General features: G+C 37.9%; 19 protein-coding genes. 3 read left to right on the top strand and 16 right to left on the bottom strand.

The genetic code is table 11. The features are described 5' to 3' along the window. The first annotated feature begins 100 nt into the window (after positions 1 to 100). Positions 101 to 1003, top strand: coding sequence for a LysR family transcriptional regulator (locus HU823_RS01470; protein ID WP_144700396.1), 903 nt, complete (start codon positions 101 to 103; stop codon positions 1001 to 1003). Between the two features lie 87 nt (positions 1004 to 1090). On the opposite strand, the gene HU823_RS01465 is transcribed toward HU823_RS01470, so the two are convergent. The 7 genes from HU823_RS01465 to HU823_RS22235 all read right to left on the bottom strand — a co-directional run bounded on the left by HU823_RS01465 (position 1091) and on the right by HU823_RS22235 (position 10154). Next, positions 1091 to 2350: an L-lactate MFS transporter gene (locus HU823_RS01465; RefSeq protein ID WP_197220885.1), complete on the bottom strand. Its 1260-nt coding sequence runs from the start codon at positions 2348 to 2350 to the stop codon at positions 1091 to 1093. A gap of 21 nt (positions 2351 to 2371) precedes the next feature. Next, on the bottom strand, positions 2372 to 2917 hold the full coding sequence (locus HU823_RS01460; RefSeq protein ID WP_144700400.1) for a DUF1641 domain-containing protein: 546 nt from the start codon (positions 2915 to 2917) through the stop codon (positions 2372 to 2374). Continuing rightward, positions 2910 to 5864, bottom strand: a complete 2955-nt coding sequence (gene fdhF, locus HU823_RS01455) for a formate dehydrogenase subunit alpha (RefSeq protein WP_144700402.1) — start codon at positions 5862 to 5864, stop codon at positions 2910 to 2912. The genes HU823_RS01460 and fdhF overlap by 8 nt, the downstream gene beginning before the upstream one ends. 147 nt (positions 5865 to 6011) lie before the next feature. Beyond that, entirely contained in the window at positions 6012 to 6755 is a 744-nt protein-coding gene (locus HU823_RS01450; RefSeq protein ID WP_231607235.1) for a CBS domain-containing protein, read from the bottom strand. A 175-nt stretch (positions 6756 to 6930) separates the two neighbouring features. Beyond that, positions 6931 to 8136 (bottom strand): GTP-binding protein, encoded by a 1206-nt coding sequence (locus tag HU823_RS01445; RefSeq protein ID WP_197220884.1) that lies wholly within the window; start codon positions 8134 to 8136, stop codon positions 6931 to 6933. Between the two features lie 163 nt (positions 8137 to 8299). Continuing rightward, the gene (locus HU823_RS01440; RefSeq protein WP_144700406.1) at positions 8300 to 8797 is read right to left on the bottom strand and encodes a hypothetical protein; all 498 of its coding nucleotides are present in this window, start codon (positions 8795 to 8797) and stop codon (positions 8300 to 8302) included. Between the two features lie 82 nt (positions 8798 to 8879). After that, positions 8880 to 10154: a M24 family metallopeptidase gene (locus HU823_RS22235; RefSeq protein ID WP_197220883.1), complete on the bottom strand. Its 1275-nt coding sequence runs from the start codon at positions 10152 to 10154 to the stop codon at positions 8880 to 8882. 128 nt (positions 10155 to 10282) lie between these two features. On the opposite strand from HU823_RS22235, the gene HU823_RS01430 reads away from it, so the two are divergent. After that, a complete protein-coding gene (locus tag HU823_RS01430) occupies positions 10283 to 11611 on the top strand; it encodes an oligosaccharide flippase family protein (protein ID WP_197220882.1) in 1329 nt (442 codons plus the stop codon). A 350-nt stretch (positions 11612 to 11961) separates the two neighbouring features. On the opposite strand, the gene HU823_RS01425 is transcribed toward HU823_RS01430, so the two are convergent. From HU823_RS01425 to HU823_RS22070, 7 genes are all read right to left on the bottom strand, one after another. Further along, positions 11962 to 12102, bottom strand: a complete 141-nt coding sequence (locus tag HU823_RS01425) for a hypothetical protein (protein ID WP_197220881.1) — start codon at positions 12100 to 12102, stop codon at positions 11962 to 11964. A gap of 20 nt (positions 12103 to 12122) precedes the next feature. Next, on the bottom strand, positions 12123 to 12878 hold the full coding sequence (locus HU823_RS01420) for a TspO/MBR family protein (RefSeq protein ID WP_197220880.1): 756 nt from the start codon (positions 12876 to 12878) through the stop codon (positions 12123 to 12125). A 96-nt stretch (positions 12879 to 12974) separates the two neighbouring features. Then, positions 12975 to 14753: an ABC transporter ATP-binding protein gene (locus HU823_RS01415; protein WP_144700416.1), complete on the bottom strand. Its 1779-nt coding sequence runs from the start codon at positions 14751 to 14753 to the stop codon at positions 12975 to 12977. Further along, positions 14750 to 16489, bottom strand: a complete 1740-nt coding sequence (locus HU823_RS01410) for an ABC transporter ATP-binding protein (RefSeq protein ID WP_197220879.1) — start codon at positions 16487 to 16489, stop codon at positions 14750 to 14752. The genes HU823_RS01415 and HU823_RS01410 overlap by 4 nt, the downstream gene beginning before the upstream one ends. A gap of 218 nt (positions 16490 to 16707) precedes the next feature. Further along, a complete protein-coding gene (locus HU823_RS01405) occupies positions 16708 to 18249 on the bottom strand; it encodes an FAD-dependent oxidoreductase (protein ID WP_197220878.1) in 1542 nt (513 codons plus the stop codon). A gap of 448 nt (positions 18250 to 18697) precedes the next feature. Next, positions 18698 to 20317, bottom strand: coding sequence for a ribosomal protection-like ABC-F family protein (abc-f, locus tag HU823_RS01400; protein WP_197220877.1), 1620 nt, complete (start codon positions 20315 to 20317; stop codon positions 18698 to 18700). A 111-nt stretch (positions 20318 to 20428) separates the two neighbouring features. After that, entirely contained in the window at positions 20429 to 20551 is a 123-nt protein-coding gene (locus HU823_RS22070) for a hypothetical protein (protein WP_255548939.1), read from the bottom strand. A 164-nt stretch (positions 20552 to 20715) separates the two neighbouring features. Here HU823_RS22070 and cbpA point away from each other — a divergent pair, with 164 nt between their 5' ends. After that, the gene (gene cbpA / locus HU823_RS01395; RefSeq protein WP_066394129.1) at positions 20716 to 21366 is read left to right on the top strand and encodes a cyclic di-AMP binding protein CbpA; all 651 of its coding nucleotides are present in this window, start codon (positions 20716 to 20718) and stop codon (positions 21364 to 21366) included. Between the two features lie 42 nt (positions 21367 to 21408). Here cbpA and aroA read toward each other — a convergent pair whose 3' ends face one another. Together aroA and HU823_RS01385 are read right to left on the bottom strand one after the other, a co-directional pair. After that, a complete protein-coding gene (aroA, locus tag HU823_RS01390) occupies positions 21409 to 22692 on the bottom strand; it encodes a 3-phosphoshikimate 1-carboxyvinyltransferase (RefSeq protein ID WP_144700424.1) in 1284 nt (427 codons plus the stop codon). 14 nt (positions 22693 to 22706) lie between these two features. Further along, complete coding sequence (locus HU823_RS01385; RefSeq protein WP_197220876.1) at positions 22707 to 23804, bottom strand: prephenate dehydrogenase; 1098 nt, start codon at positions 23802 to 23804, stop codon at positions 22707 to 22709. Between the last annotated feature and the right edge of the window lie 2 nt (positions 23805 to 23806).

Below are 23806 nucleotides of genomic sequence, written 5' to 3'. Positions count from 1 at the left end.
AAACTTTCTTTCATTTAGTTTAGGTTTTATAATTAATCGAAACAATATATAATTTAGATTAAAACGATCTCAAATTGAGAATGATTGGTTGTGACAACGCATGGAATTCAGACAATTACAGTATTTTATTGAAGTTGCAGAACGAGAACATGTTTCGGAAGCAGCAATTGCTTTGCATGTTGCACAATCTGCAGTCAGTCGTCAGGTTGCAAACTTAGAAGCTGAACTTGGCGTAGAGTTGTTTGAAAGAGAAGGTCGTAATATTAAGCTTTCTCCTGTTGGTAAACTGTTCTTGATACACGCAAAAACAGCTATGAAAGCGATCGAACATGCAAAAAAGCAGATTGATGAATATTTAGATCCTGAAAGAGGAACAATCAAGATTGGATTTCCTACAAGTCTTGCAGGACATCTTTTGCCAACTGTTGTATCAGCTTTTAAACGCGAACATCCGAATATTGCCTTTCACTTAAGACAGGGTTCTTATCGATTTCTTACAGAAAGCGTTAAGAGTGGAGATATTGATCTAGCTTTTTTAGGACCTGTCCCTACAAATGATCCTGATTTAGAAGGACATATCCTTTTTACTGAAAAAATTTCTGCACTATTACCTGAACAGCATCATCTAGCAGAGAAAAGAAGTTTATTATTAAGTGATTTACGAAATGATGAATTCGTTCTATTTCCGGATGGGTATATTTTACGAGATGTAGTAGTAAATGCTTGTAAAGAGTCAGGCTTCGTTCCTAAGATTGCATGTGAAGGTGAAGATCTAGATGCGATAAAAGGGCTAGTTACTGCTAGTATGGGTGTTACCCTATTACCCGATAGTTCCTTTTATGAAACGAAGCCACGGTTTACAGTGAAAATACCGATCGAGATCCCTGATGTTAAGCGCACGGTAGGAATCATCACCCCTAGGAGTCGTGAACTAGCACCTGCTGAACAAGTCTTCTTTGAATTTGTGATTAAGTTCTTCTCAGTTTTGGAGCAATATCAGTAATTTTCTGTTACTTAAAGATGTTGAATAATGAACAGAAAAAAGCTTGGCAATTTTTTTGCCAAGCTTTTTTATCTTAGTCAATTACGTTTAACTTGCAACATGAGATTGATTGTTTTCTTTTCTTATGTTCCGAATATTGATGCGAATAAGCAGGGAGATCGCAAGGGCCAGAACAAACGCACCTGTAAAGATATACAGCGTTAAAGAATAACTGTTCGTGGATTCCCGTATCCAAGAAACAACTAATGGACCTACTAGTCCAGCTGCTGCCCACGCGGTTAGAATATACCCATGGATCGCTCCCAGTTGCTTCGTTCCGAACAAGTCTCCTATATATGCAGGTATAGAAGCAAAACCTCCTCCATAACAAGTAAGAATTAAATATACAAGCAACTGAAAGAAAAAGGCGTTCGTAACATTCGGTAAAAGGACGAATGCCACCGTTTGTATCGCGAAAAACGTAGTGTAAACGTTGGGGCGACCGATATAATCTGAAATCGACGCCCAGCCGATTCTACCAAAACCGTTAAACAATCCCATGATCCCAACCATCGTAGCAGCTGACGCGGCACTGAGATTTGCAATATCTTGTGCCATTGGAGACGCTACAGAAATAATGGCGATCCCGCATGTAACATTTATAAATAACATCGCCCATAAAGCCCAAAAACGGATTGTTTTAACTGCTTCATTTGCCGTTAATTGCGCAAGATCTTTTGTTTGATTATCTTTATTCTTAGTTTCATCTTTCATTCCTTCTGGCTTCCAATTCTTTGGAGGTGGTGTTAGATATAAAGAAGAAAGTAACATAATAGTAAAATAAACAGCACTTAATACGTAAAACGTATTAGAAATACCTATACCTGTTATAAGCCTCGCGATTACAGGGCTAGCAATAAGGGATGCAAAACCAAACCCCATAATAGCAAGACCTGTTGCTAATCCTCTTCGATCAGGAAACCATTTTACAAGTGAAGAGACAGGTGTGATATAGCCAATACCCAGTCCGATCCCTCCTAAAGCACCATAAAAAAAGTAAAGCAGATAAATAGAGCCTAATTGATCAGCAAAGCCTGAACCTAGCAACCCTGCACCAAAACAAAATGATGCTATGATGCCAGATTTACGAGGTCCATATCGTTCAACAAAATGCCCCATAAAAGCAGCGGATAAACCTAGAAACAAGATTGCGATACTGAACGTTAAAGAGATTTCACTTAGCCCCCAATCGTGTTCATCCCGGAGCGGATTTGTGAATACACTCCAGGAGTAGACAGATCCGATCGATATGTGAATACCTACAGCAGCTGCAGCAATCAACCAGCGGTTTTTCACCTTTTTAGCCATCCGGATTACTCCTCTACACTTTTATTCTAAGGTTTTTCCCTTACTCTGATTTATACGTTTTTGAGGTGAGTTCCCTGTTGTCTTTTCAATATGTTCTGTTTCTTGGCCCATCCCCTTTAGGAACTGCATGAGTATGGTCACAGCTTTATTAATTTCAGGATCTTTAAGTGAACGAACTAAATCAAAGTAACTCGTCTTCTCTTCCGTATCTTTGTATTCAGCAACTCTTGCAATGCCTGCATCTATTTTTAAAAGAAAAGGTTCAAGTTGCTTTACATTAATCATTCCTAGGGTACCTAAGAGCAATAGAAGATTTTTTAAAGTATTTGTGTTCTCAGGCTTATCCATCGCTTTGACCGCAATATCCATTACTTTATCTCCTTGCCCGAACAATCCATTTAATAGAGGTAAAATTCCTTTATCGTGCATATGGTTCATGATCTCAAGTGTTTGTAGAATCGCAGTCTTGTTTTGAATGAGAGCATCTTCGACTTCTCGGAGGTCATTAGAACGTTTCTCTTCTGCTGTTATCGTTTGTTTTTGAACGTTTTTAATCGGTTTAGCCATGTTGATTTCGCTCCTTTTTCACAGCATCGCCTGGGAAGATATAATCTTTTCTTTCCCACTTCTTCTCTACGTTAACTCCTACTTGAGGTTGTGGATTTCCATACCTAAAATTTGTTTTAGGCAACGGACTAACACCCTCTTCCATCAAGATCTCAAGCTTGGCACTTGTCTCTTTGTAGGCAGGTGTATCTGTATCTTTATCTGAATAACTGCTCGTAAGCAGATTTATAGCCGCTTCTCCGCTATCGTTCATTGGTAGATATACTTCTTTGCCTTTTACACGATCTGTTATTAAACAATGAACTTTTACATTTCCATAAGGCGACGATAATCTTACTAGTGTCCCATCTTTAATTCCTCGTTCTTTTGCTAGTTCAGGAGAGATTTCAAGAAAAGTGTTAGGCGTCTTAGATGTAATGCCCTCAGATTGATACGTCATGTTCCCTTCATGAAAATGTTCTAAAAGTCTTCCGTTGTTAACGTGAATATCGTATTCTTCTCCAAACTCTACAGGCTCCGTCCAGTTTACTGGAAATAGTCTCGCTTTCTTATCTTCAAAAGGAAATCCTTCTTTAAAAAGTATTGGAGTATCCGTTCCGTCTTCAGCCACAGGCCACTGAAGGCTTTTGTATCCTTCTAATCTTTCATAGGATACTCCCGCAAATAATGGTGCTAGTTGTGCAGCTTCTTCCATAATGTCACTCGGATGTTTGTAATCCCATCCAGCTCCAAGCCGATTTGCAATATCACGGATAATCTCCCAATCTGGTTTAGAATCTCCGAGTGGCTCTAGCACCTGATACAATCTTTGGATTCTTCTCTCCGTGTTTGTGAAAGTACCTTCTTTTTCGAGGCTTGGACTTGCTGGTAAGACAACGTCAGCAAACTGAGCCGTTCGTGTAAGGAATAGATCTTGAACAACAAAAAAGTCTAGCTTCTCATAAGCCGCGTGAACATGGTTTATGTTTGAGTCAACGATTCCCATGTCTTCGCCTTTTAAATACATACCTTTTACATGACCATCATGAATACCTTGAACCATTTCATGATTGTTAAGACCAGGTTCTTCTGGAATTTTTACACCCCACGCTTTTTCATACTTCTCTCTAACCTTTTTATCGGCAACTTTCTCATACGAAGGTAAGCGATCTGGCATGCTACCAAAGTCACTCGCTCCTTGAACATTGTTATGTCCGCGTAACGGATAAGAACCTACCCCTTCTCTTCCATAGTTTCCTGTCACTAAGAGTAAATTGGATATAGCGGTGCTCGTATCACTTCCTCCCATATGCTGTGTAACGCCCATTGCCCAGAGAACACAAACACTTTTAGATTGTGAAATGGTTTTTGCTAAATGGATAAGTGTATCTTGAGTGAGACCTGTTACTTTTTCTGCATACTCTAAAGTGAACGTTTCAAGGTTCTCTGTAAAAACATCTAAGCCGTTCACATGCTGTTGTAAAAAATCATGATCAGCTAATCCTTCATCTAAAATGTACTTCGTTACAGCAGATAGCCAAACGAGATCTGAACCTGCCCGTGGCTGGATAAATAGATCGGCACGTTCAGCCATCTCATGTTTTCTAAGATCAGCGACGATTAATTTTTGGTTGTGTAACTTATGTGACCGCTTAACACGGGTTGCTAAGACGGGATGAGACTCTGATGTATTTGACCCGATTACGATAACCAGCTCTGATTTTTCAATATCTTTTATAGATCCTGAATCACCACCATGTCCTACAGTTCGAAATAATCCCATAGTGGCAGGAGTTTGACAATAACGCGAACAATTATCAATATTATTTGTGCCGATAACACCACGTGCTAATTTTTGCATCAGATAGGATTCTTCATTCGTGCACTTAGATGAGCTGATAAACGTAAGTGCTTGAGCACCATCCTTATCTTTTATCTCTGTAAATTTAGAAGCGATTAAGTTGTATGCTTCGTCCCAAGAGGCTTCTCTAAACATATCACCTTCACGAATTAAAGGTTTTGTTAATCGTTCTTCACTGTTAACAAAATCCCAACCGAACTTCCCTTTAATACAGGTTGAAATCCCGTTTGCAGGAGCTTCGATCTGCGGATCTACTTTTAGAATTTCTCTGCCCTTCGTCCAGACATCAAAGCTACATCCTACGCCGCAATATGTGCAAACGGTTTTTGTTTTCTTTATTCTTTGTTCTCTCATCGCAGCTTCCATATCTGAAATAGCGAGTATAGACCCATAACCTGTCTCAACACCTTTTGTGATCTCAATCATCGGACGAAGTGTCTCACGATTGATCCCCGTCATATAACCTGTTTCACCTTCCATCCCTTTTTCCATCATGGCGTTACAAGGACAAACAGTAGAACAGTGACCACATGAAACACAAGATGATTCATTGATCGGAACGTCTTTGTCCCAAATTACTCGTGGCCTTTCTCGTTCCCAATCAATCGTGAGCGTCTCTGTTACTTGGACATCTTGGCATGCTTCAACACATCGTCCACACAATATACATTGATCAGGGTCATACCTATAAAAGGGGTTAGTTTGATCAACTTCATATGGTTTATGTTCAAAAGGAATGCTTTGGTGGTTGATCTTCATTTCTTTAACCGTGTTATGTACTTCACAACCGCCATTGTTATAATCACAAACCGTACAATATAACTCATGATTAAAAAGGATTCGATCCATTCCGATCACTTGAGCTTCTCTTACCTCATCAGAATTTGTATCAATGTTATCTCCGTTATTAATCTTCGTCGAACATGCTCTTACAAATTCTCCATTCACTTTAACGATACAAGTATCACAAGTTTCGATCGGCCCTAGGCTTGGATGGTAACAAACATGTGGGACTTGATCCGGTGAACCATTTAATAAATTTAATACCGTTTCTCCCTGAACAGCTTTTCTTTCAGTTCCATTTATTATTATCTTAAATTCTTTCAAATGATTTACACCCTTTCCTAAAAAGTTAACATACAAAACATTCTGACATCTCAAACATCCGTTTCCCTAATCGTAATTTCCTTAAACAAATGTGATTTTTTTATTTGTTTACACACAAAAAGACACTCTTAATGAGTGCCTTCAAAATTAGTCATCTAAATCAATCTCTATTAGATCATAGGAAGTAAAAATGCCTAATGGCTTTTCGTTCTCACTTCCATTTAAAGTAATGATGATTGCCTCAAGCTTTTTACCTTCTTTATGAATGTTTTCGAAAATCTCCTCTGCTTTAAAAATACTTGAAGTTTTTGAAATAAATGCTACCAGTTGTTTTTGTTCATTGTCTGCAATATCTGATATTCTTGCATTGTTAAGATCGATCACTTGATCAGCAAGCCGGTCTGTCAACCAATTCAATAAGTATGTAGCCGTTAATAGCCAAAGGTACTCTCCTTTGTCGTTATAAATAGGAAAACGTGAATACGATGTTTTTCGAATACAGCTTAAAACATCTTCCAACCGGTCACTTTCTTTAAAATGATGAACCTTTTTTGTGGCAATGTTCAGCGCTGTTTCAGGTTTCATAAAATAACCAGCAATTTTTTCTATTCTCTCAACGATCTCTAGATGAGGTTCAGCGATGTAAAAATCATGATCAACTTTTTCATGTACAATAGCGTTTCTAAGTTTCGCAAACTGACCGAGCTCATTATAAAAAGATCGAATTAGAGAATGCTTGTTCATTCCTGTTTCCACTAGATTTTTAAACCGATCATCTTTCGTATCTTTTACTTTGTCGATTAAGCATTTGTGAATCTGATTAAAAGCAATTTCAAATCGTTCAGAAAGGCTATTTTCTGTATTAGATTTTATATGAGTGACGGTCATCATCAATCTCTCCTTCTCTCTTCCACTACCCTTTTACTACCCATTTTTTTAACAACTTTAAACTAAAACTTCTAGTCAATATGTAAAGTTATGGAGAGTGCTATGCTAATACTTAACTAATCATTTAGAGAGTTTTTAGCAAAAAAAAACGAACCCAAAATGGATTCGTTTGTAAAAATTATTCACTTTCAGGGAATCGAGGTAACGGGTCTTCAAACTTACCCCAATCTTCGTTATTCATTTCAGAGTCGGTTAATAAGCAATGATCTAACTGTTCTATCAGTTGTTCTTTGTTGTAATCAATTCCTATGAACACTAGTTCAGTAATTCGATCACCATATTCTTCATCCCAGTTTGGATTATGACTTCTTTCTTCTTCTACCATTTCTTCTTGTTCTTCTTTCTTCAGTGCTGCCACCCATTGACCTGCTGGCTGGAAGATAATACTCGTACCTGCTTGACTTAACAAAATTGCCCAATCGTTTCGAGAGGCTACCCAAATAAATCCTTTTGCTCGAACAATTTCAGCTGGCCAATTCTCTAAAAAACTAAAAAGTCTTGCTGGGTGAAAAGGTCTTTTCTTTCTATATACAAAAGAAGAGATTCCGTATTCATCTGTTTCTGGAATGTGTTCTGTTTCAAGCTCTTTCATCCATCCTGCAGATTCACTGGCCTTCTCAAAATCAAAAAGACCTGTAGAGAGAATATCCTTTGGATCTATTTTACCGAATTCTGTTTCAATCAGTTTTGCTTGTGGTTGTAATTTTTTCAATACTCTTTTGAGTTCTTCTCGGTCCTCTTTCTCCAATAAATCACACTTATTTAAAACTAAAACATCACAAAATTCTATCTGATCAATTATCAGGTCTACTACTTCTCTCGTATCGGTCTCATCTAATGCTGCTTGTCGATCTAATAAGCTTTCTCCAGATGCAAAATCGTTCCAAAATCGATTTCCATCAACTACAGTTACCATCGTATCCAACTTGCATAAAGAAGCAAGATCAACACCTGATTCTTCATCCAAATAAGTGAAAGTTTTTGCAACTGGAATAGGCTCACTTATGCCCGTTGATTCTATCAGAATATAATCAATATCACCGTTTTTTACGATTCTTTCTACTTCTATCAATAGATCCTCTCTTAGGGTGCAGCAAATACAGCCATTTGTCATTTCAACGAGCTTTTCTTCTGTTCTAGATAACTGCGTCTCATTTTTTATTAATGCAGCATCAATATTGATCTCACTCATGTCATTAACGATTACAGCAACCTTTAAACCATCTCGATTTGATAAGACATGATTCATTAATGTTGTTTTACCTGCTCCTAAAAATCCACTCAACACTGTTACTGGTACTCGTTTTGTCAATGTATGTAACATGTATTAAAAACTCCTTTTTAAATCGTAATGATTACGATTAATATCGTAAATCAGGTTACAAAACAAGTCAAGGCTTAAATACTTAAGTTCTTATTTTTCTCATGTTTATGGATAAAGAAGCACAAAAAAAAGACGTGTGTTCACTACGATACACGTCTTTTTCTTAATAATCGTTCCATTCAATTTTTCCGCATTTATTTTCGGGATCAAGTTCAATTGCAAAATTATGCTTCTCATAAAAATGAATAAGTCGCTCTACATGTCCCCAGTCTCTTTTTGCAATATCTCCTTTGATTGTTGGGATATTCTTATCTGATGCCGTCTCTTTCAAATAATGCATACAGATTGAGCCGTACCCTTTATTAGCAGGTCCTTTAATATCACCAATATGAAGGGTGTTTTCATCTTCATAAACAGCATCAATTGAGAAATCCCATCCATCATACCTTGATTCACAGTCATTGATCATAATTTTACATTGATCCAGTTGTTCAGATTTATATACGATCACAAGGTTATCGTCTTTTGTTTGATCCACACCGATCACATCATAACTTTTAGCAATTTGCTTCATATCGTTTTGCATACGCAATAATTGAAACTCGAGTTCGTTGCGATCAAGTTTTGTTTCTTTATCTTGCTCTTGTCCAAGCAATAGCATTTAATCTAATCTCTCCCTTACAACAAGCTGAAACACACAGTTTCTCATTGTACTAGAGGTGAATAGATATTTCAAATGTATTTTATTTCCACTGAGGCTCAATTAGATAAAATTCTGTTTGTCTCCCTGTTAAAAATTGCATCTTACCATCTTTAAAACAAACCGTCTCTTCTAGATAGATCGGAACAGCTTTGTTCCATTCAGGGATGAAATGTCTAATGTTAAATTCTAGTGCATAGCACGTGTTATTCTCCATCCTTAACTCTCCTCGAACAGGAATATATTCTTGTTTATCATACAGTCCGATAATCGGTCCTGCTCCATGACAATGATAGCCGATCGGATGTGAATAAAGCATTGCGTCGAGATGATTTAGTTTTGCTTTTTTTAGTACACTTAAAAAAACTTCATTACCCGTCATTCCTACTTTACCTTCTTCAAAGAAAAAATCTTCAAATTTGTTCGCCTCACTTAATGCGTTCAGTAGCCCTGCAGGAGGTTCTTTTTCGTTATCTCTAAGAACATAAGCTAATTGTTGTGTATCTGTGCAAAGACCTAGATATTCAATGCCAAAGTCTAGATGCAGAATATCACCTGGAAGTATAACATCTTCCAATCTGTCTGAAGATCCATCTTTTCTTTGAATATCTACGGTAGGATAGAAGGATGTTTTCAACCCTAAGTCTCTAACTTGTTGTCTGATCCACCAAACTATATCCTGTGTTGAGGTTACATGAGGTTTGATTCGTTCTTTCGTAAACGTTTGTTTCACAATTTCTTTTGTTATGCCTTCTAATGTTTTATACCAATTAAGTTCAGACTCTGTCCTTGTTTGAAGCCAGTCAATTGCAATGGATTCGGATGACATCAATTTTTCTGCATGTCGCCTCCCTAAGACTTTCACTAGTTCCATATAATTTGAGTGACTTAATCCATCACAAAAAGCATAATGGAATGATGTATTAACTGCTATTGATTCAGGGTCGTAATTATCAACTAACCGTTTTAAACCAGTAAAAGAATCTTCACTATCTCTCAACGGAAAACATGAGTAAAAAGGTTCGAAGTTTTTGTTTGAAGAGATAACAAACCGTTTAATTTCGTCAGAATGGATATCCTTAACAAATGCAAAAATGGTTAGTCTTCTTGAACTATCGATCAGAGATGGAAAGAAAGTCTTTCCTAGTGGATCTTCCTTGTATTCTTTGCCGATCGTCAACCACATGTCTACGTTATGTTTCTTCATTAATAAAGGTAACAAATGTTCCAATCTTTCAAATAGCCACTGATCCATAATCTTTTCTTGTTCTGACATGGATAGAATTTCAATTGCATTTTGTTCTGTATGTAATGTCACAATAATCTCTCCTTGTTATGCTATAAGCTTATCTTTCTCTTTCAATGTTTAAAGTCCTTCGAGGTCTTGTTTCATTTTTTTTGCATATGAATAAAAGGACAACGTGTACAAGGAGATGCACTCATCGTATGAATATATTTTTTAGAGGAGTATTGCTGCTTGCTGCAGCTGCATTAGTCGGTGAAAGTTTAGAATTTATTGTGAACATGGTGTTAGCTAGAGAATTAGGTGAACTAGGACTTGGTCATTATATGTCGATCTTTCCGACAGTCATCTTAATTATCATTATCGCGAGTTTGGAATTGCCGATCTCCATCTCAAAGTTCGTTGCAGAGAAAGAAGAAAAGCAACACTATAGCATGTTAAAACATGCTACAAAAATGACAATTTTATTGACAGTAGCAATGATTGTACTTGCATTAGTAATCTTGCCTTTCATACCTGTTTTCAATAGTTATCATCCTTTAGTGCGATGGCTTATGGTCATATTGATCCCTTTAATTTCCTTAACATCAATCGCTCGAGGGTTTTTTATGGGCAAACAGCAGATGGGAAAGCTGGCGTTCTCAAACTTTTTTCGAAAACTAGCTCAGCTCATCTTGTTAACAGGTATCTATCAGTTGTTCTCATTTGATAATGAAACAGCAATCCTTATAGCTTTAGCAACTTTTGTAGGTAGCGAACTTGTTGTTTTTGTTTATTTATTCACCGCTTATTTGATTCAATTCAAAAGAATGCAAACTCAAAAAAATGAACATCTCACTTCAAACGAAGTAACTAGAAGTCTTATGGCCGTAACGATTCCAACTACGGGCTTGCGGCTGTTTCACGCTGTTACGAACGCTATACAGCCATTTTTAATTAAATATGCGTTATCCCTTGCAGGCTTTTCTGGAGTGGCTGCAACGGAAGAGTTTGGTTTATTGGCAGGAGTAGCATTATCAATCGGTTTCTTCCCAGCGTTTATTGCGCACTCGCTTTTGGTCGTCTTGATTCCTACTGTTTCAGAAGCTACGGCTAAAAAAGACGTAGAGAAATTAAAAAGCCTTCTAATTCGTGTAATGGGTATAACTGCATTATATGGGTTTCCAGCCGTTGCAATCTTTTTAATGTTTTCAGAAAAACTAACCTTAATGTTCTTCCATTCACAATCCGCAGCCACGTATTTAGAACTATTGTGGCCGAGTTTTTTATTTACTTTTTTCTTAATACCTCTTCAAGCATATTTGATCGGCCTTGGTTTAATTACAACAGCATTTGTTCAGTCAGTTTGGTCAACTACTTTATCATTTGTTCTTATGTACATGTTAGGATCTCAACCATCATTAGGAATGCATGGCATCATCATTGGAATGAACGCAGGTTCCGTGCTCTTAATGCTTCTTCATTACTTCTCTGTGTGTAAAGCGATCGGTATAAACACATGGTTGAGTGCAAGAAATAACTATCAAGATTAAAAAGAGCGCTTAAGCAGGATATATTTCCCGCTCAAGCGCTTTTTTGTTATCTACACGCTAGTTGAAATTGTTTGCTTTAAGAAAGCCTGAACACCGTACTTTGTATGTTCTTGCTTTTTGAATACCCATTGCGAAGGGATTCGTGAACGAAGAAAATCAAGTTGCTCATCAGAGAGGTTCATGTCGATTCCAGATTCATTCATTAAAAAATCTTCGTTTTCTTTTAGCTTATATTTGGTCTGTATTAAGTTCAACAATCCCCGGATCGTAATAAACTTAAACGTGTAGCCCATTGTAATCGCAGAAACAACTGTTTCCCAGTTCTGTTCTGCAAAATCAAAAAAGTAAGCTTAGCTTGACTCTTCTTTACCCACATGCCGAAGTGCTTCGTAATTTCTTGTCCTGATCACTTCTAGCAACCGATCACCAGAAACTCCGCCTGCTAAAGCAGATTCCAACAATAAGCCGACAGGCATCGATAATTTAACCATTCTTTACTCTCCTCTAAATCCTATTTCATTGCTACTTCTCCATTTCTTCTAGTAGCAAGGTTCCAAATAATGAATAATAAAAGTAAAATAGCTAACGTAAAACTCGTATAGGTAAGAATATCGATCTCACCCTTATGTCTAACCCCTATTCCGACATATGCCCATACAAAGACAAGTGGATAAATAGCATCTTTGTTCAAAAGGGTAAAAAAGATTGCTAATCCTGTACCAACGATTAGCATGATCACAGTCCAAGTAACAGACGAAAGTCCAAAACCATTCCAGCCGCTATATTTTAAAACAACTGCGGTATTCACTATTGTCGCCACACTGATCCATCCTAGATATACCGAGAACGGAAGTCGAATGAACGAAGATTTGTTATCTTGATTTTGAATCTTCGTATAGATCATAATGAGTGACAATAAGAGGCCAATCATAACAATCCAAGACAAACCTAGAAGTTCATGATGCCAAACAAATATCCATGTACAATTTAAGATACAGTTCAAAACAAACCAAAGACCGATACTTTCATATACGGGTTCATTTCTGTTCTTAGGCAGCACCTGAATGATCCCCCAGATTGTTAGCAGTACATAGATGAGTCCCCATATGGAAAATACATAACCTGCTGGAGTGATCAACACATTGTATTTTGCTGATAATTCTCCTGTTGTCCTTCCATTCAATGGTAGTGCATTAGCAAGATAATTAACAAAGATTACTGCTGCAAGTGCTACAATGTTCAAAATAGCTCTAAATGTTGCTGACATGAATGGTTCCCTCCTTTGATATATAGTTTCATATATACCCAAATTGGAGTGGAATTATGAGGGAAAGGCAATTTAAACTAAATTGCCTTTCCAAACTTAACTACTAAATGCCTGTGTACCAATATCCGCTTCTCGTTTAAACAACCTGCTGTATACACCATTATCAGACTTCAGCAACTCCTCGTGAACTCCGTCTTCGATCATTACTCCGTTCTCGATGACAATCACTCGATTAGCAGCCAAGACAGTTGAAAGTCTATGGGAAATTATAATGAGCGTTTGTTTAGATTTTCTTTTATTGATCGCTTTATTGACTTGAACTTCTGTGATAGGATCTAAAGCAGAACTTGCTTCATCAAGAACAAGAACGGCGGCATCTTTTACTAGAGCTCGTGCTAATGACAACCTTTGCTTCTGACCTCCAGATAACAAACTTCCTCTTTCACCGACAAGGGTGTTCAATCCTTCAGGAAGCGTAAGTAAGAAATCACCAAGACCACTGTCTTGAAGAGCAGAAATCAATTCTTCATCTGTTGCTTCAGGTTTGGCGATTCGTAAATTATCAGCTAAAGAACCATTTCGAAGCTGGACATCTTGTGAAACGATCGCAATTTGTGAGCGAAGCCATCCAGCATCAACCGTTGATAGCTTTTCTCCATCTATAAAGATAGCTCCACTCTCAGGCTCATACAATCGTAATAATAAATCTACAACCGTTGATTTTCCAGATCCACTCGGCCCTACAAGTGCTACTGCTTCTCCAGGCTTTACTGAAAATGATAAACCTTTTAATACTTTATCTTCTTTTTCAGGATAACCGAATGCAACATCTTTAAATTCGATCTCTCCTTCAACTTCTTTAGGTATAAATCCTTTTTCTGTTTCCGCACTCGATACATTTTGACTGAGTAAAAGTTCAGATCGATCTAACGCAGGACCAGTTCTTCTTACGGAAAGCCAGTTTCTTAACATTCGTTGCATCTCATTTGCGGCGATTGCCACGAGTCCAGCTGCAGTCAGCATCTGACCAGCAGTTAATTTATCGTTCCAGATCAAGTACGCGCTTAGTCCATATACGACAGCTAATGCAAGACCGTTGTAGCTTCCAATAACCACAATCGATTGCATCCTGGCTTTTAATTCGTGTCGAGATTCTCTAATGAACGATTTTCTAATCTCAGCTACGCTTGATACCTCACCATCAGAAACGCCTAATACTCTTGAAAGATGAATGCCAGTTACTGACTCACGAAGCCTCTCTAGATAACGAGAAGCTTCTTTTCTCGCATTCGCCGAAGATTGCCGTGTCCTTTGACCGACAGCATTTGATGTTAAATAGAAGATAATACCTAACACAACACTCGTAATCATTAAATAGGGATGAATCCAAAGAAGCACGATGCTGTATAAAATAACACCTTGAACGGATGCCATAAAGGTCGAACCTTCCCAAGCCAGGAAATTATGGAGTGTATCTGGATCATCAGAAACACGAGCCATCATTTCACCAGATTGGTTGTTTTGATAAAACGAAAAGGGTAGGTTCTGCAGATGTTTAAACAATCTTAACTTTTGCCAGTTCGTTACGGTCTTCGCAACTTGGTGACAAAAATATTCATCAATAACCATTAGAATCAAGTCAGCAACAGCAGCAAAGATTAATAGCCACATCAACCCCCATAGAAGTTGATTAGACTTACCAGGTAAAATGGAATCGACAAGCCAGCCTAGTGCGAGCGTCGGAATTAGTGCAGAAAATACTTGAGATATAGCAATTACAAACGCATCTGCAAATACCCATTTTTTATGTGGCTTTAAAAAGGCTAGAACGCGTCTGCCGTCTCGATTTTTATGTTTCAATGCTGTCTGGCTCATATCGCTCTCTCCTTTTCTAATTCACTGTACTGCGCCATATAAAGTTCGTAGTACTGTCCACGTTCTGTAAGAAGCTCGTCGTGTGTACCAGATTCTGCTACAACACCTTTGTCTAAAAGTATAATCTTATCTGCATCCCTAACCGTGATCAGCCGGTGAGCAATCGTGATTGTCGTTCTGCCTGGTATGAGCTCTTCAAGAGCGGATTGCACACGTTCTTCTGTCTCCCCATCCAGTGAGGAAGTTGCTTCATCAAAGATTAACAGCGCAGGGTGTCGAAGAATTGCTCTTGCAAGTGCAACACGTTGTCTTTGTCCACCAGAAAGTTTAAGCCCCCGCTCACCAACGATTGTCTCGTAGCCTTCTGGCAAGGCAGCGACAAAATCTGTAAGTCCTGAAGCATCACATGCTGCATCTAAATCGGCTTGAGTTGCACCTTTTCTTCCATATAATAAGTTCATCCGCAGTGTATTGTTTAAAAGAAACGTTTCCTGCGAAACGACTCCTACCTGCTGACGAAATGAATTCCTATTATACTCAAACAAGTTTTGTTGGTCGATTTCAATAGAGCCTGCCTCAGGTTCATAAAGACCGAGCAGCAATTGGATGAGCGTAGATTTTCCGCCGCCGCTAGTACCGACAATACCAATATGTTGGCCAGCTTTCATATTCAATGAGACGCCTTTTAACACATATTCTTCGTTGCCCGGGTAACGAAACCAAAGATTATCAATATCAATATCCCCTCGAACAGGTTGCATCTTTGGCAGATCATCTTCATGTTCCTTTGGTAAATCAAAATATTCATAGATTCGCTGAAGAGCAGGAATAGCCTGCTGTATGATCAATGCATTCTCAGCTAGTGAACGAATGGGAAAAAACATCGTAGGAATAAACCCTAAACAAGCAACAAGTGTACCGACAGAAATCGTATTATTCCAAACTGCCATTCCTCCAACAAGCATGACTACGCCTGGTGTAGCGATATTGAATAGATTACCAAGACGCCAGTTTACTTTTCCGATTAAAGCGGCACGAATGGAATAATTCTTCCAATCTGTAAGCTTTGTATCTTGTGTATGTATTTCTCTTTCTTGTGTTTGAAACGTACGAACTAGTCTCGTTGATTCGATACTTTCTTGAAGGTGGTGATAAATATCTGCACGCATATCCCTCTGAACAGCACTCATTTTTCTCATAGTCGTTCCAAGTTTAAATGATGGGTACAGATAGATAGCGAATACACAGAACATAACGATCGCAACTGGCCAGTATAGAGCAAAAACTGCAATAAAAGCAGCGACCGCACTAACTACTTGTTGTACGAATCGAGGCACGACCGTATTATTTAAGTTCTGTACAGCTTCTACGTCGTGAGTGAGACGATATAACATATCACCACGAGGTGTAGTCGTAAAAAAGGACATCGGTGTTTTATGCAGCCGTCCAAATGCACGCATCTGCATATCTGTGATAACATCTAAACCGATCTGAATTTGTATAAATTCTTGTAATGATTCAAATACCACCTTAAACAAAAATGAGAAAAGAACTCCAGCTACTAGCCAACCGATCATATCCGTCATCTCATTCGGCAGAATTTCATCAACAAGCTTTCCTGCTAGTATGGGTGGGATTACGGTAAAAGCGCCACCGATCAACGAACAGATAAAAGCTAGAAGAAGCCCCCTCCAATAAGGCTTAAAGTGCTTTAATGTCTCTCTTAAAAGCTTCATATATCATTTCCCCCTCTCGCTTTCAAGCACTTTATTTTATACTAAATTCATAAAATTTTCATTATTTTTACTTGTTATTTTTTTGAAAATATAATAATTTTTATTTAGTTAGCACACTATATTAAACATGTAAGATTATCATTCAGATTTAGTGCTCAATCAAAAAAAATAACTTATTAAAGCAAATAAGCACTTTAATAAGTCATCTTCTTGTTCGTTTATTGTAGTTCTACACGTTTGAGAGGTTTTTTCGCTGGCCCTTCAACGACGGAACCATCGAATGAAAAACGTGAACCATGACACGGACAATCCCATGTTCGATCGCCGCTGTTCCATTCTGTTTCACAACCGAGATGTGTACACGTGGTGTCTACAAGATGAAGTTCACCATCTTGATCACGATAAGCCCCACACCTTTCTCCATTAACCGTTACGGCACATCCTTCATCTTTATTTAAACTTCTTGGATGTTTAGACGGTTTGTCTAATTTCCCAGAAACAAAATGCTTTGCGACATCTGCATTTTCTTTTATAAACTGTTTAATATCAGAGGGATCACCTTGAAACCTTTGTGGTTTGTATAGGTCAGCATATTCATTCTCTTTACCCATGATATGATCTCTTATGATTAATGCAGCAAGAGTACCTGTCGTCATCCCCCATTTTTTGTAACCGGTAGCTACAAAAATGTGATCGTGCTTATGCGTAAGCTTGCCGATGAATGGTATTTTATCAAGTGTAATCAAATCCTGAGCCGACCAGCGATAAAGGACCTTATATAATTTTAATGATTTTCTCGCTTCTTTTAATAATGCCTCATAGTGCTGATGTGTTGGAATTCCCTGTCCTGTTTGATGACTTTCTCCACTTAATAGCACGATCTTTTCACCATCTTGTAAGATAGAACGATAAGAAAATGAGGTTTGATCTACTCCCATATACATCCCATTAGGAAATGTATCTTGTGTTTTTACGGCCAATACATAAGAACGCTCTGCCATCATTCTTGTAAAATAAAAACCCAATCCATCAAAAAATGGAAAATGCGTGCAACAAGCTACAAAGTCAGCTGTAATTTTGTGTCCGTGACTTGTTTGCACCACAGCTTTTTTGTTATTCTCTTCTATAATATCTGTTGCTGTCGTGTTTTCATAAACCTCAACGCCTAATGAATCCATTTCTTGTAATAGCGCAGTTAAATATTTGACAGGATGAAAATGTGCTTGATTCCTCATAACAAGCGCTTTTTTATGCGGTATATTAAATGGAAGTTTTTCGACCAACTCTCCTTCAATCTCTAACTTTTGATAAGCATCAGCTTCTTTGTTAAGCTTTTTGATTCCTTCCTCGGTGTTGGCGTAAAGATAGGCATCATGTTTTTCTAAATTACAATGAATATTGTTTTGTTTAACAAGACTCTCAATAAACTGTTTAGCTTGTTCGTTTGACTCATAATAAAGTCGTGCCCGATCTAATCCGATGTGTGAAATAAGGTGATCATAAATAACATCATGTTGAGAAGTAATCTTTGCAGTTGTATGACCAGTCGTTCCATTAATCACTTTACCTGCCTCGATTAATGTAACCTTTTTTCCTTCTTTTGCTAGAAGATAAGCTGTTGTTATTCCGCTTATCCCAGCTCCTACAACCACTACTTCTGTTTGAATATCTTCATTTAACACAGAGTATGTAGGTAGGTTTAATTGTTGCCTCCAGATTGGTTCTGGAAACTGTGGCATGTTATTTTCATAGTTACTCATAAGGTACCTCCTGTTTAGACACGTTTTCTCACCATTATTCCCCATACCTCGAAAGAACAATCAGTTGAAAATGGAAAAGAAGGCTCTTTTCTAAAGGAATGTTTTTTGAATAGGTTGAAGGTTAAAGTTTTGGAAGTAGTTAATTTTCCGTTCCAGGCTGTTCGCTTTCTACGGGGCAGTCGATGGGCCACATTCGTACGTTTCACGTATAAGTGTCTCACCTGGCTAGTTGCAGTGGCTAGTCCCTCGAGGTCAAAAGTTAAATAGACCATGAAGGCAAAGAGCGTCTTCATGGTCTATTTCACCTTTTGCTTGTCGGAGCTGGAAGAGCCACTTCCACTTCACCGTACGCCCCGTGAATGAAAACTAACACTTTAAAAAACAAGAAGGTATAAATAAAAAGAAACAGGCTATTCAAAATAACCTGTTTTTCAGTAGAATAGTTAAATTAATTGCTTAACCGCTTTTCGAGTGCATAATCAAAATTTCCATTATAACTCTCTAGGCTTCCCTCTTCTAACCAAATGGTACGTTCAAAGAGTTTGTTCATAAAATATCGATCATGTGAGACTGATAGAATCGTACCATTAAATTCTTCTAGTGCTTGTTCTAATGCTTCACGTGAATCAATATCCAAATGGTTTGTCGGTTCATCCAAGATTAAGAAGTTGAATCCTTCATAAACAAGCTGTGCAAGCCTGAGTCTTGTTCGTTCTCCACCACTTAACTCATTTCCTTTCCTATAAACAGATGCTCCGTAAAACAAAAACTTTGCTAGATGATGACGAGCTTCGCCTTCTTCCATCGGTACTCTTTCTCTGAAAATATCAAGTACAGTCCCAGTAGAATCAGCAGTAAGTCCCCTTTGAGAAAGATAACCAATCGAAACAGATGGTCCAAGTTTTATATTGCCGTTGCTGTGATCTAGAGTTTGTATGGTCTCTAGCAGTGTCGTTTTTCCTGAACCGTTTTTACCGACGAGGGCTACCTTCTCACCATATCGAATCTGTAGTTCAAGATTACTTAGGATGGAACGCCCTTCAATCGATTTACTTAGCCCTTTAATTACTGCGACGTCCTGACCGCTTCTCTTGTTAACTGAGAATTCAAATGCCGCTTTTTTACGTTCCAGCTTAGGGCGTTTCATACTCTGTATTCGTTGAAGTGCTTTCTCCATGTTCCTCGCTCTTTTGAAGAATTTCTCATTTCCTGATCGAGCGCCCCAGTCTCTTAGTTGTTTGATCGACTCTTTAATCTTTTTAACTTTCTTTTGCTGTTCTTCATATTTCTCAAATTCTAGAAGAAGATTATTTTCTTTTTCTTTGAGAAAACCTGAGTAACTTTGATGATATAAGGTACATTCACCATCTTCTATATCAATAGTTTTTGAGGTTACTTTATCTAAAAAATAGCGATCATGACTGATAATTACAACGGAACCTTTGTATTTTTGAAGATAGATTTCAAGCCAATTCATCGTTTCGATGTCGAGATGATTGGTAGGTTCGTCTAAGAGTAAAAGCTCTGGCTCTTTTAATAACAAACAAGCTAAACCGACCTTCGTTTGTTCTCCTCCACTTAGTTGCATAAAAAGATGGTGAGAGAGTTGAGTTAAACCTAAACCAGCTAAAACGCCATTTATCTTCGACTCAATCGCATAACCACCGAGCTCTTCAAATTCTTCTTGCAGTCTATAGAGCCTATTCAGATTTTTATCTAATCGGTGTGTTTGCTCTGGATCACTTAACAATGCATTAACCTGCTGAATTTTAAGTTCAATTTCATTGATTTCTTGAAACGCTGATGATACCACATCATAAACTCTCATATTCTCCGTATGCTCAGGAAGTTGTTCCAAATAACCGATCTCTGCGTCCTTCCTGACGGCTATAGAACCTGAATCAGGATGATCAACACCACTTAACAGCTTAAACAAAGTCGTTTTTCCTGAACCGTTCTGTCCCACTATACCTATACGATCTTGTTCGTGAATTTCAAATGATATATTTTTTAGAATCTCATTTCCGCCATACATTTTTTTAACTTGATGAACAGTGCAGACTATCATTTTTATTTTTCTCCTTTTAATCCAATGCCACTGTCCTTTTTTGTATACAAAAAAACCATGAGCAACATACCTGCCCATGGTTACTAACAATTAAAAAAGGATAGGGTAAGGTTACTTTGTGATGTACTTTAGTGTTTTAACTGAAAATAGACAGACTCCGCCAATTTTTGAAAATACATAAGTAATCGCACGGAAAACTACCAACCAGTCAAACATTTGTACACCTTTAAGCATGCCTTACACCTCCTTTTAAGAATTTATAAAATATTCTAGTAATAGTATATGGTATTATTACTTAATATGCAATTAGGAATAAAGTTGAATAAAAAGAAAGGGTATTTGCTTTTTTTGTCGAAATAGTTTTAAATATTTATATTATTCTGAAAAGGGTGTGTATTATGAAAGTAAAATCCAACTATCTAACTAAATCTAAAGTAACGTATGTTACAGAAAACATGTCAATCAGCGAAGCTCGATATACCATTATTCAATCCGGGTATCGCTGCATACCCGTTTTAGATGAATCCGAACAAAAATTTGTAGGGCTTCTTTTTAAAGAGACTACATCTGATTATATTATTGATAATGTCGGTTCAGTTAAAGATCATGTTAGTAGAATTGTAGAAGAGAAAGACGCATTTATTCATGAGAATACGGCTTATTTTAAGGTACTTTTCACGATCAGACGCCTGCCGTTTATGGCAGTTGTTGATGATGATCATAATTTCCTAGGAATCATTACTCACTCAAAAGTTATGGACATTCTAGAGGATTCTTATGGTATCAAGAAGGGTGGATACTCTTTAACAGTTTCTACTACTGAGGGTAAAGGTTCGTTAAGAAAACTATTTACAGCAATCCATGAAGAATACAATATTGAAGGTGTTTTCACTCAAGACGCGGGTAAGCAATTTCTTCGCAGAGTTGTTATCACTTTCAATGAAAGTGTATCGCGTGAAGAAATCGATGAACTCGTTCACCGAGTGGAAGCGAATGGATTCAAGGTGGCAGACATTGAAGATCTTCGAACATTTTCAAGTGTTCAATAATACAAAAAAACGTTCCCGTTTAATAACAGGGAACGTTTTTCTTTATGATGAGAGGACATTCAATTGTTCAAAGAATGAAGGATATGAAACAGCAATCGCTTCACTGTTTGTAAGCGTTGTTTCGCCTTCTGCGATACAAGCGGCAACACTCAACATCATTCCAATTCTATGATCACCGTAGCTTTGCACCGAAGCGCCTCGCAGTGAGGATTTTCCCTGTATGATCATACCGTCTTCTGTAGCTTCTATATCTGCACCCATCTTTTTAAGTTCGTTCACAACGGTTTCGATTCGATCTGTTTCTTTCACTCGAAGTTCATGCGCGTCTTTTATAATTGTCTTTCCTTCTGCTTGAGTTGCGGCCAAAGCTATGATTGGAATTTCATCGATCAATCGAGGGATAAGATCTCCTTGGATAACCGTACCTTTTAAATCAGAGCTTTTAATAATCAAATCTCCAAATGGTTCCGAAGCTGTCTCATTGATATTTTGGTAAGTAAGATCTGCCCCCATTTCTTTTAGAACATCCAGTATTCCGGTACGTGTTGGATTCAACCCTACTTTTCTTAGAGTAATCTCACTGTTTGGTACAATGGCACCTGCTACTAAGAAGAAAGCGGCTGAAGAAATATCACCTGGTACTTCAATATGTGTTCCCTTTAACTTCTGGCCACCTGCGACCGAAACAGTTAGATCATCGCTTTCAACTTCTACTCCAAACGCTTTCAACATGCGTTCTGTATGGTCTCTTGATTTGAAGGGTTCTTCTACAGATGTGGTTCCTTCTCCATCTAATCCAGCCAGAATTATAGCCGACTTAACTTGAGCACTGGCGATTGGAGAAGTGTAATGAATACCTCGTGTTTCGCCTCCTTTTATATGAAGAGGGACCTTATTTCCTGAATCATTCCCATCAATCGCAGCTCCCATTTCTTTTAAGGGTTTGGTAACGCGATTCATCGGCCTTTTTGCAATTGACTCGTCACCTGTTAAGGTCGATTCAAACGGTGTATTAGCGAGTATTCCTAGCATCAGACGGATCGTAGTACCTGAATTCCCTACATACAAATCTTCTGAGGGTGGGGTTAATCCCGCAATTCCTTTTCCTTCTACTGTTACTTTTTCATCTTCTTGTTGTATCGTAACCCCAAGTTTCTTGAAACATGAAATGGTACTTAAACAATCTTCGCCTGTTAAAAAACCATCGATTGTCGTTGTACCCTCAGCGATGGACCCAAACATGACTGCTCGATGTGAAATAGATTTGTCACCAGGCACTTTAATAGATCCTTTTAATTGTTGAATAGGTTGTAATTGCTTTGTCATAGAATAGTGCCTCCTTATAAAGTGATTTGTGTTAAGTAATCCTCTTTTTGTAATATTTCTTGTGCCTGATCTCGATCATTGTCATCTTGAAAACTCAATCGAAGTACCCCATTTAGTCCTTCTCTTACTTCTAAAATACTGAGGTTGATTATGCTGATCTCTGATTGTGCCAAAAGAGCAGTGATATGAGACAGAGCACCTACTCTGTCGAGGATATCCACATATAGATCCGAGAACGGATGAATCGCACCTTTTGACCGAACTGGTAAGGCATCTCGGAATGATTTTGCTCCATCAAAGTATTCATAGAGTTCCGCTTCATCTCCCTTTTCTACGAACTCTATCACCGTATCCATCTCATTTTTCCATTCGTGTAAGAGAGTAAGAAGATGTGACTTGTTTTGACTAACTATATCGCTCCACATTTTAGGAGAGCTTGAAGCTATGCGCGTAATATCTCTGAATCCTCCTGCTGCAAGTTGCTGAATCAACGGTTTTTCCTTCGCATGCTGCTGTGCAATCCTCACAAGGCTTGAAGCGACAAGATGCGGAAAGTGACTTACAATGCCGGTAAGAAAATCATGTTCATCTGGATCAGTAACGAGAAATTTAGCTCTTGTCCCTTTTAGCCAGGTCTTAGCTTCATCAATATCAATATCTGTAGTTATAGAGTTTGGTGTTAGAAAGTAAAAGGCATTTTCTAATAGATGGACTTTCGCACTTTCCACTCCCGTTTTATGAGATCCAGCCATAGGATGACCTCCAATAAAACGAATTCCAGTAGCGGCCATCTTTTCTGCTTTATGCATAATGGATTTTTTTGTGCTTCCAACATCCATTACTAACGCTTTAATGACAGGTGAAACAGAAGCTAAATTCTCCATTACCTGTAACGTTGCTTCAACTGGTGTTGCAATTATGATAAGATCTGCTAAATGAGCAATCTCTGTGAAGTCTGAAACAGCTTCATCAATTACGCCTATTTCTGCTGCAGTTATACTATTTTGAGCATAAACGTCATACCCATAGATTGTTGCTTCGTGTTCTTGTTTGATAGAAAGAGCGATTGAACCACCGATCAATCCAACCCCTATTAGTAAGACGTTCTTCATTT

The sequence above is a fragment of the Fictibacillus sp. 18YEL24 genome (genome assembly GCF_015903855.1).
GTDB classification, from domain to species: Bacteria; Bacillota; Bacilli; order Bacillales; family Fictibacillaceae; genus Fictibacillus; species Fictibacillus phosphorivorans_C.
Note: the sequence above shows the minus strand (reverse complement) of the source record. Positions and strands in the feature narration are given on the sequence as shown.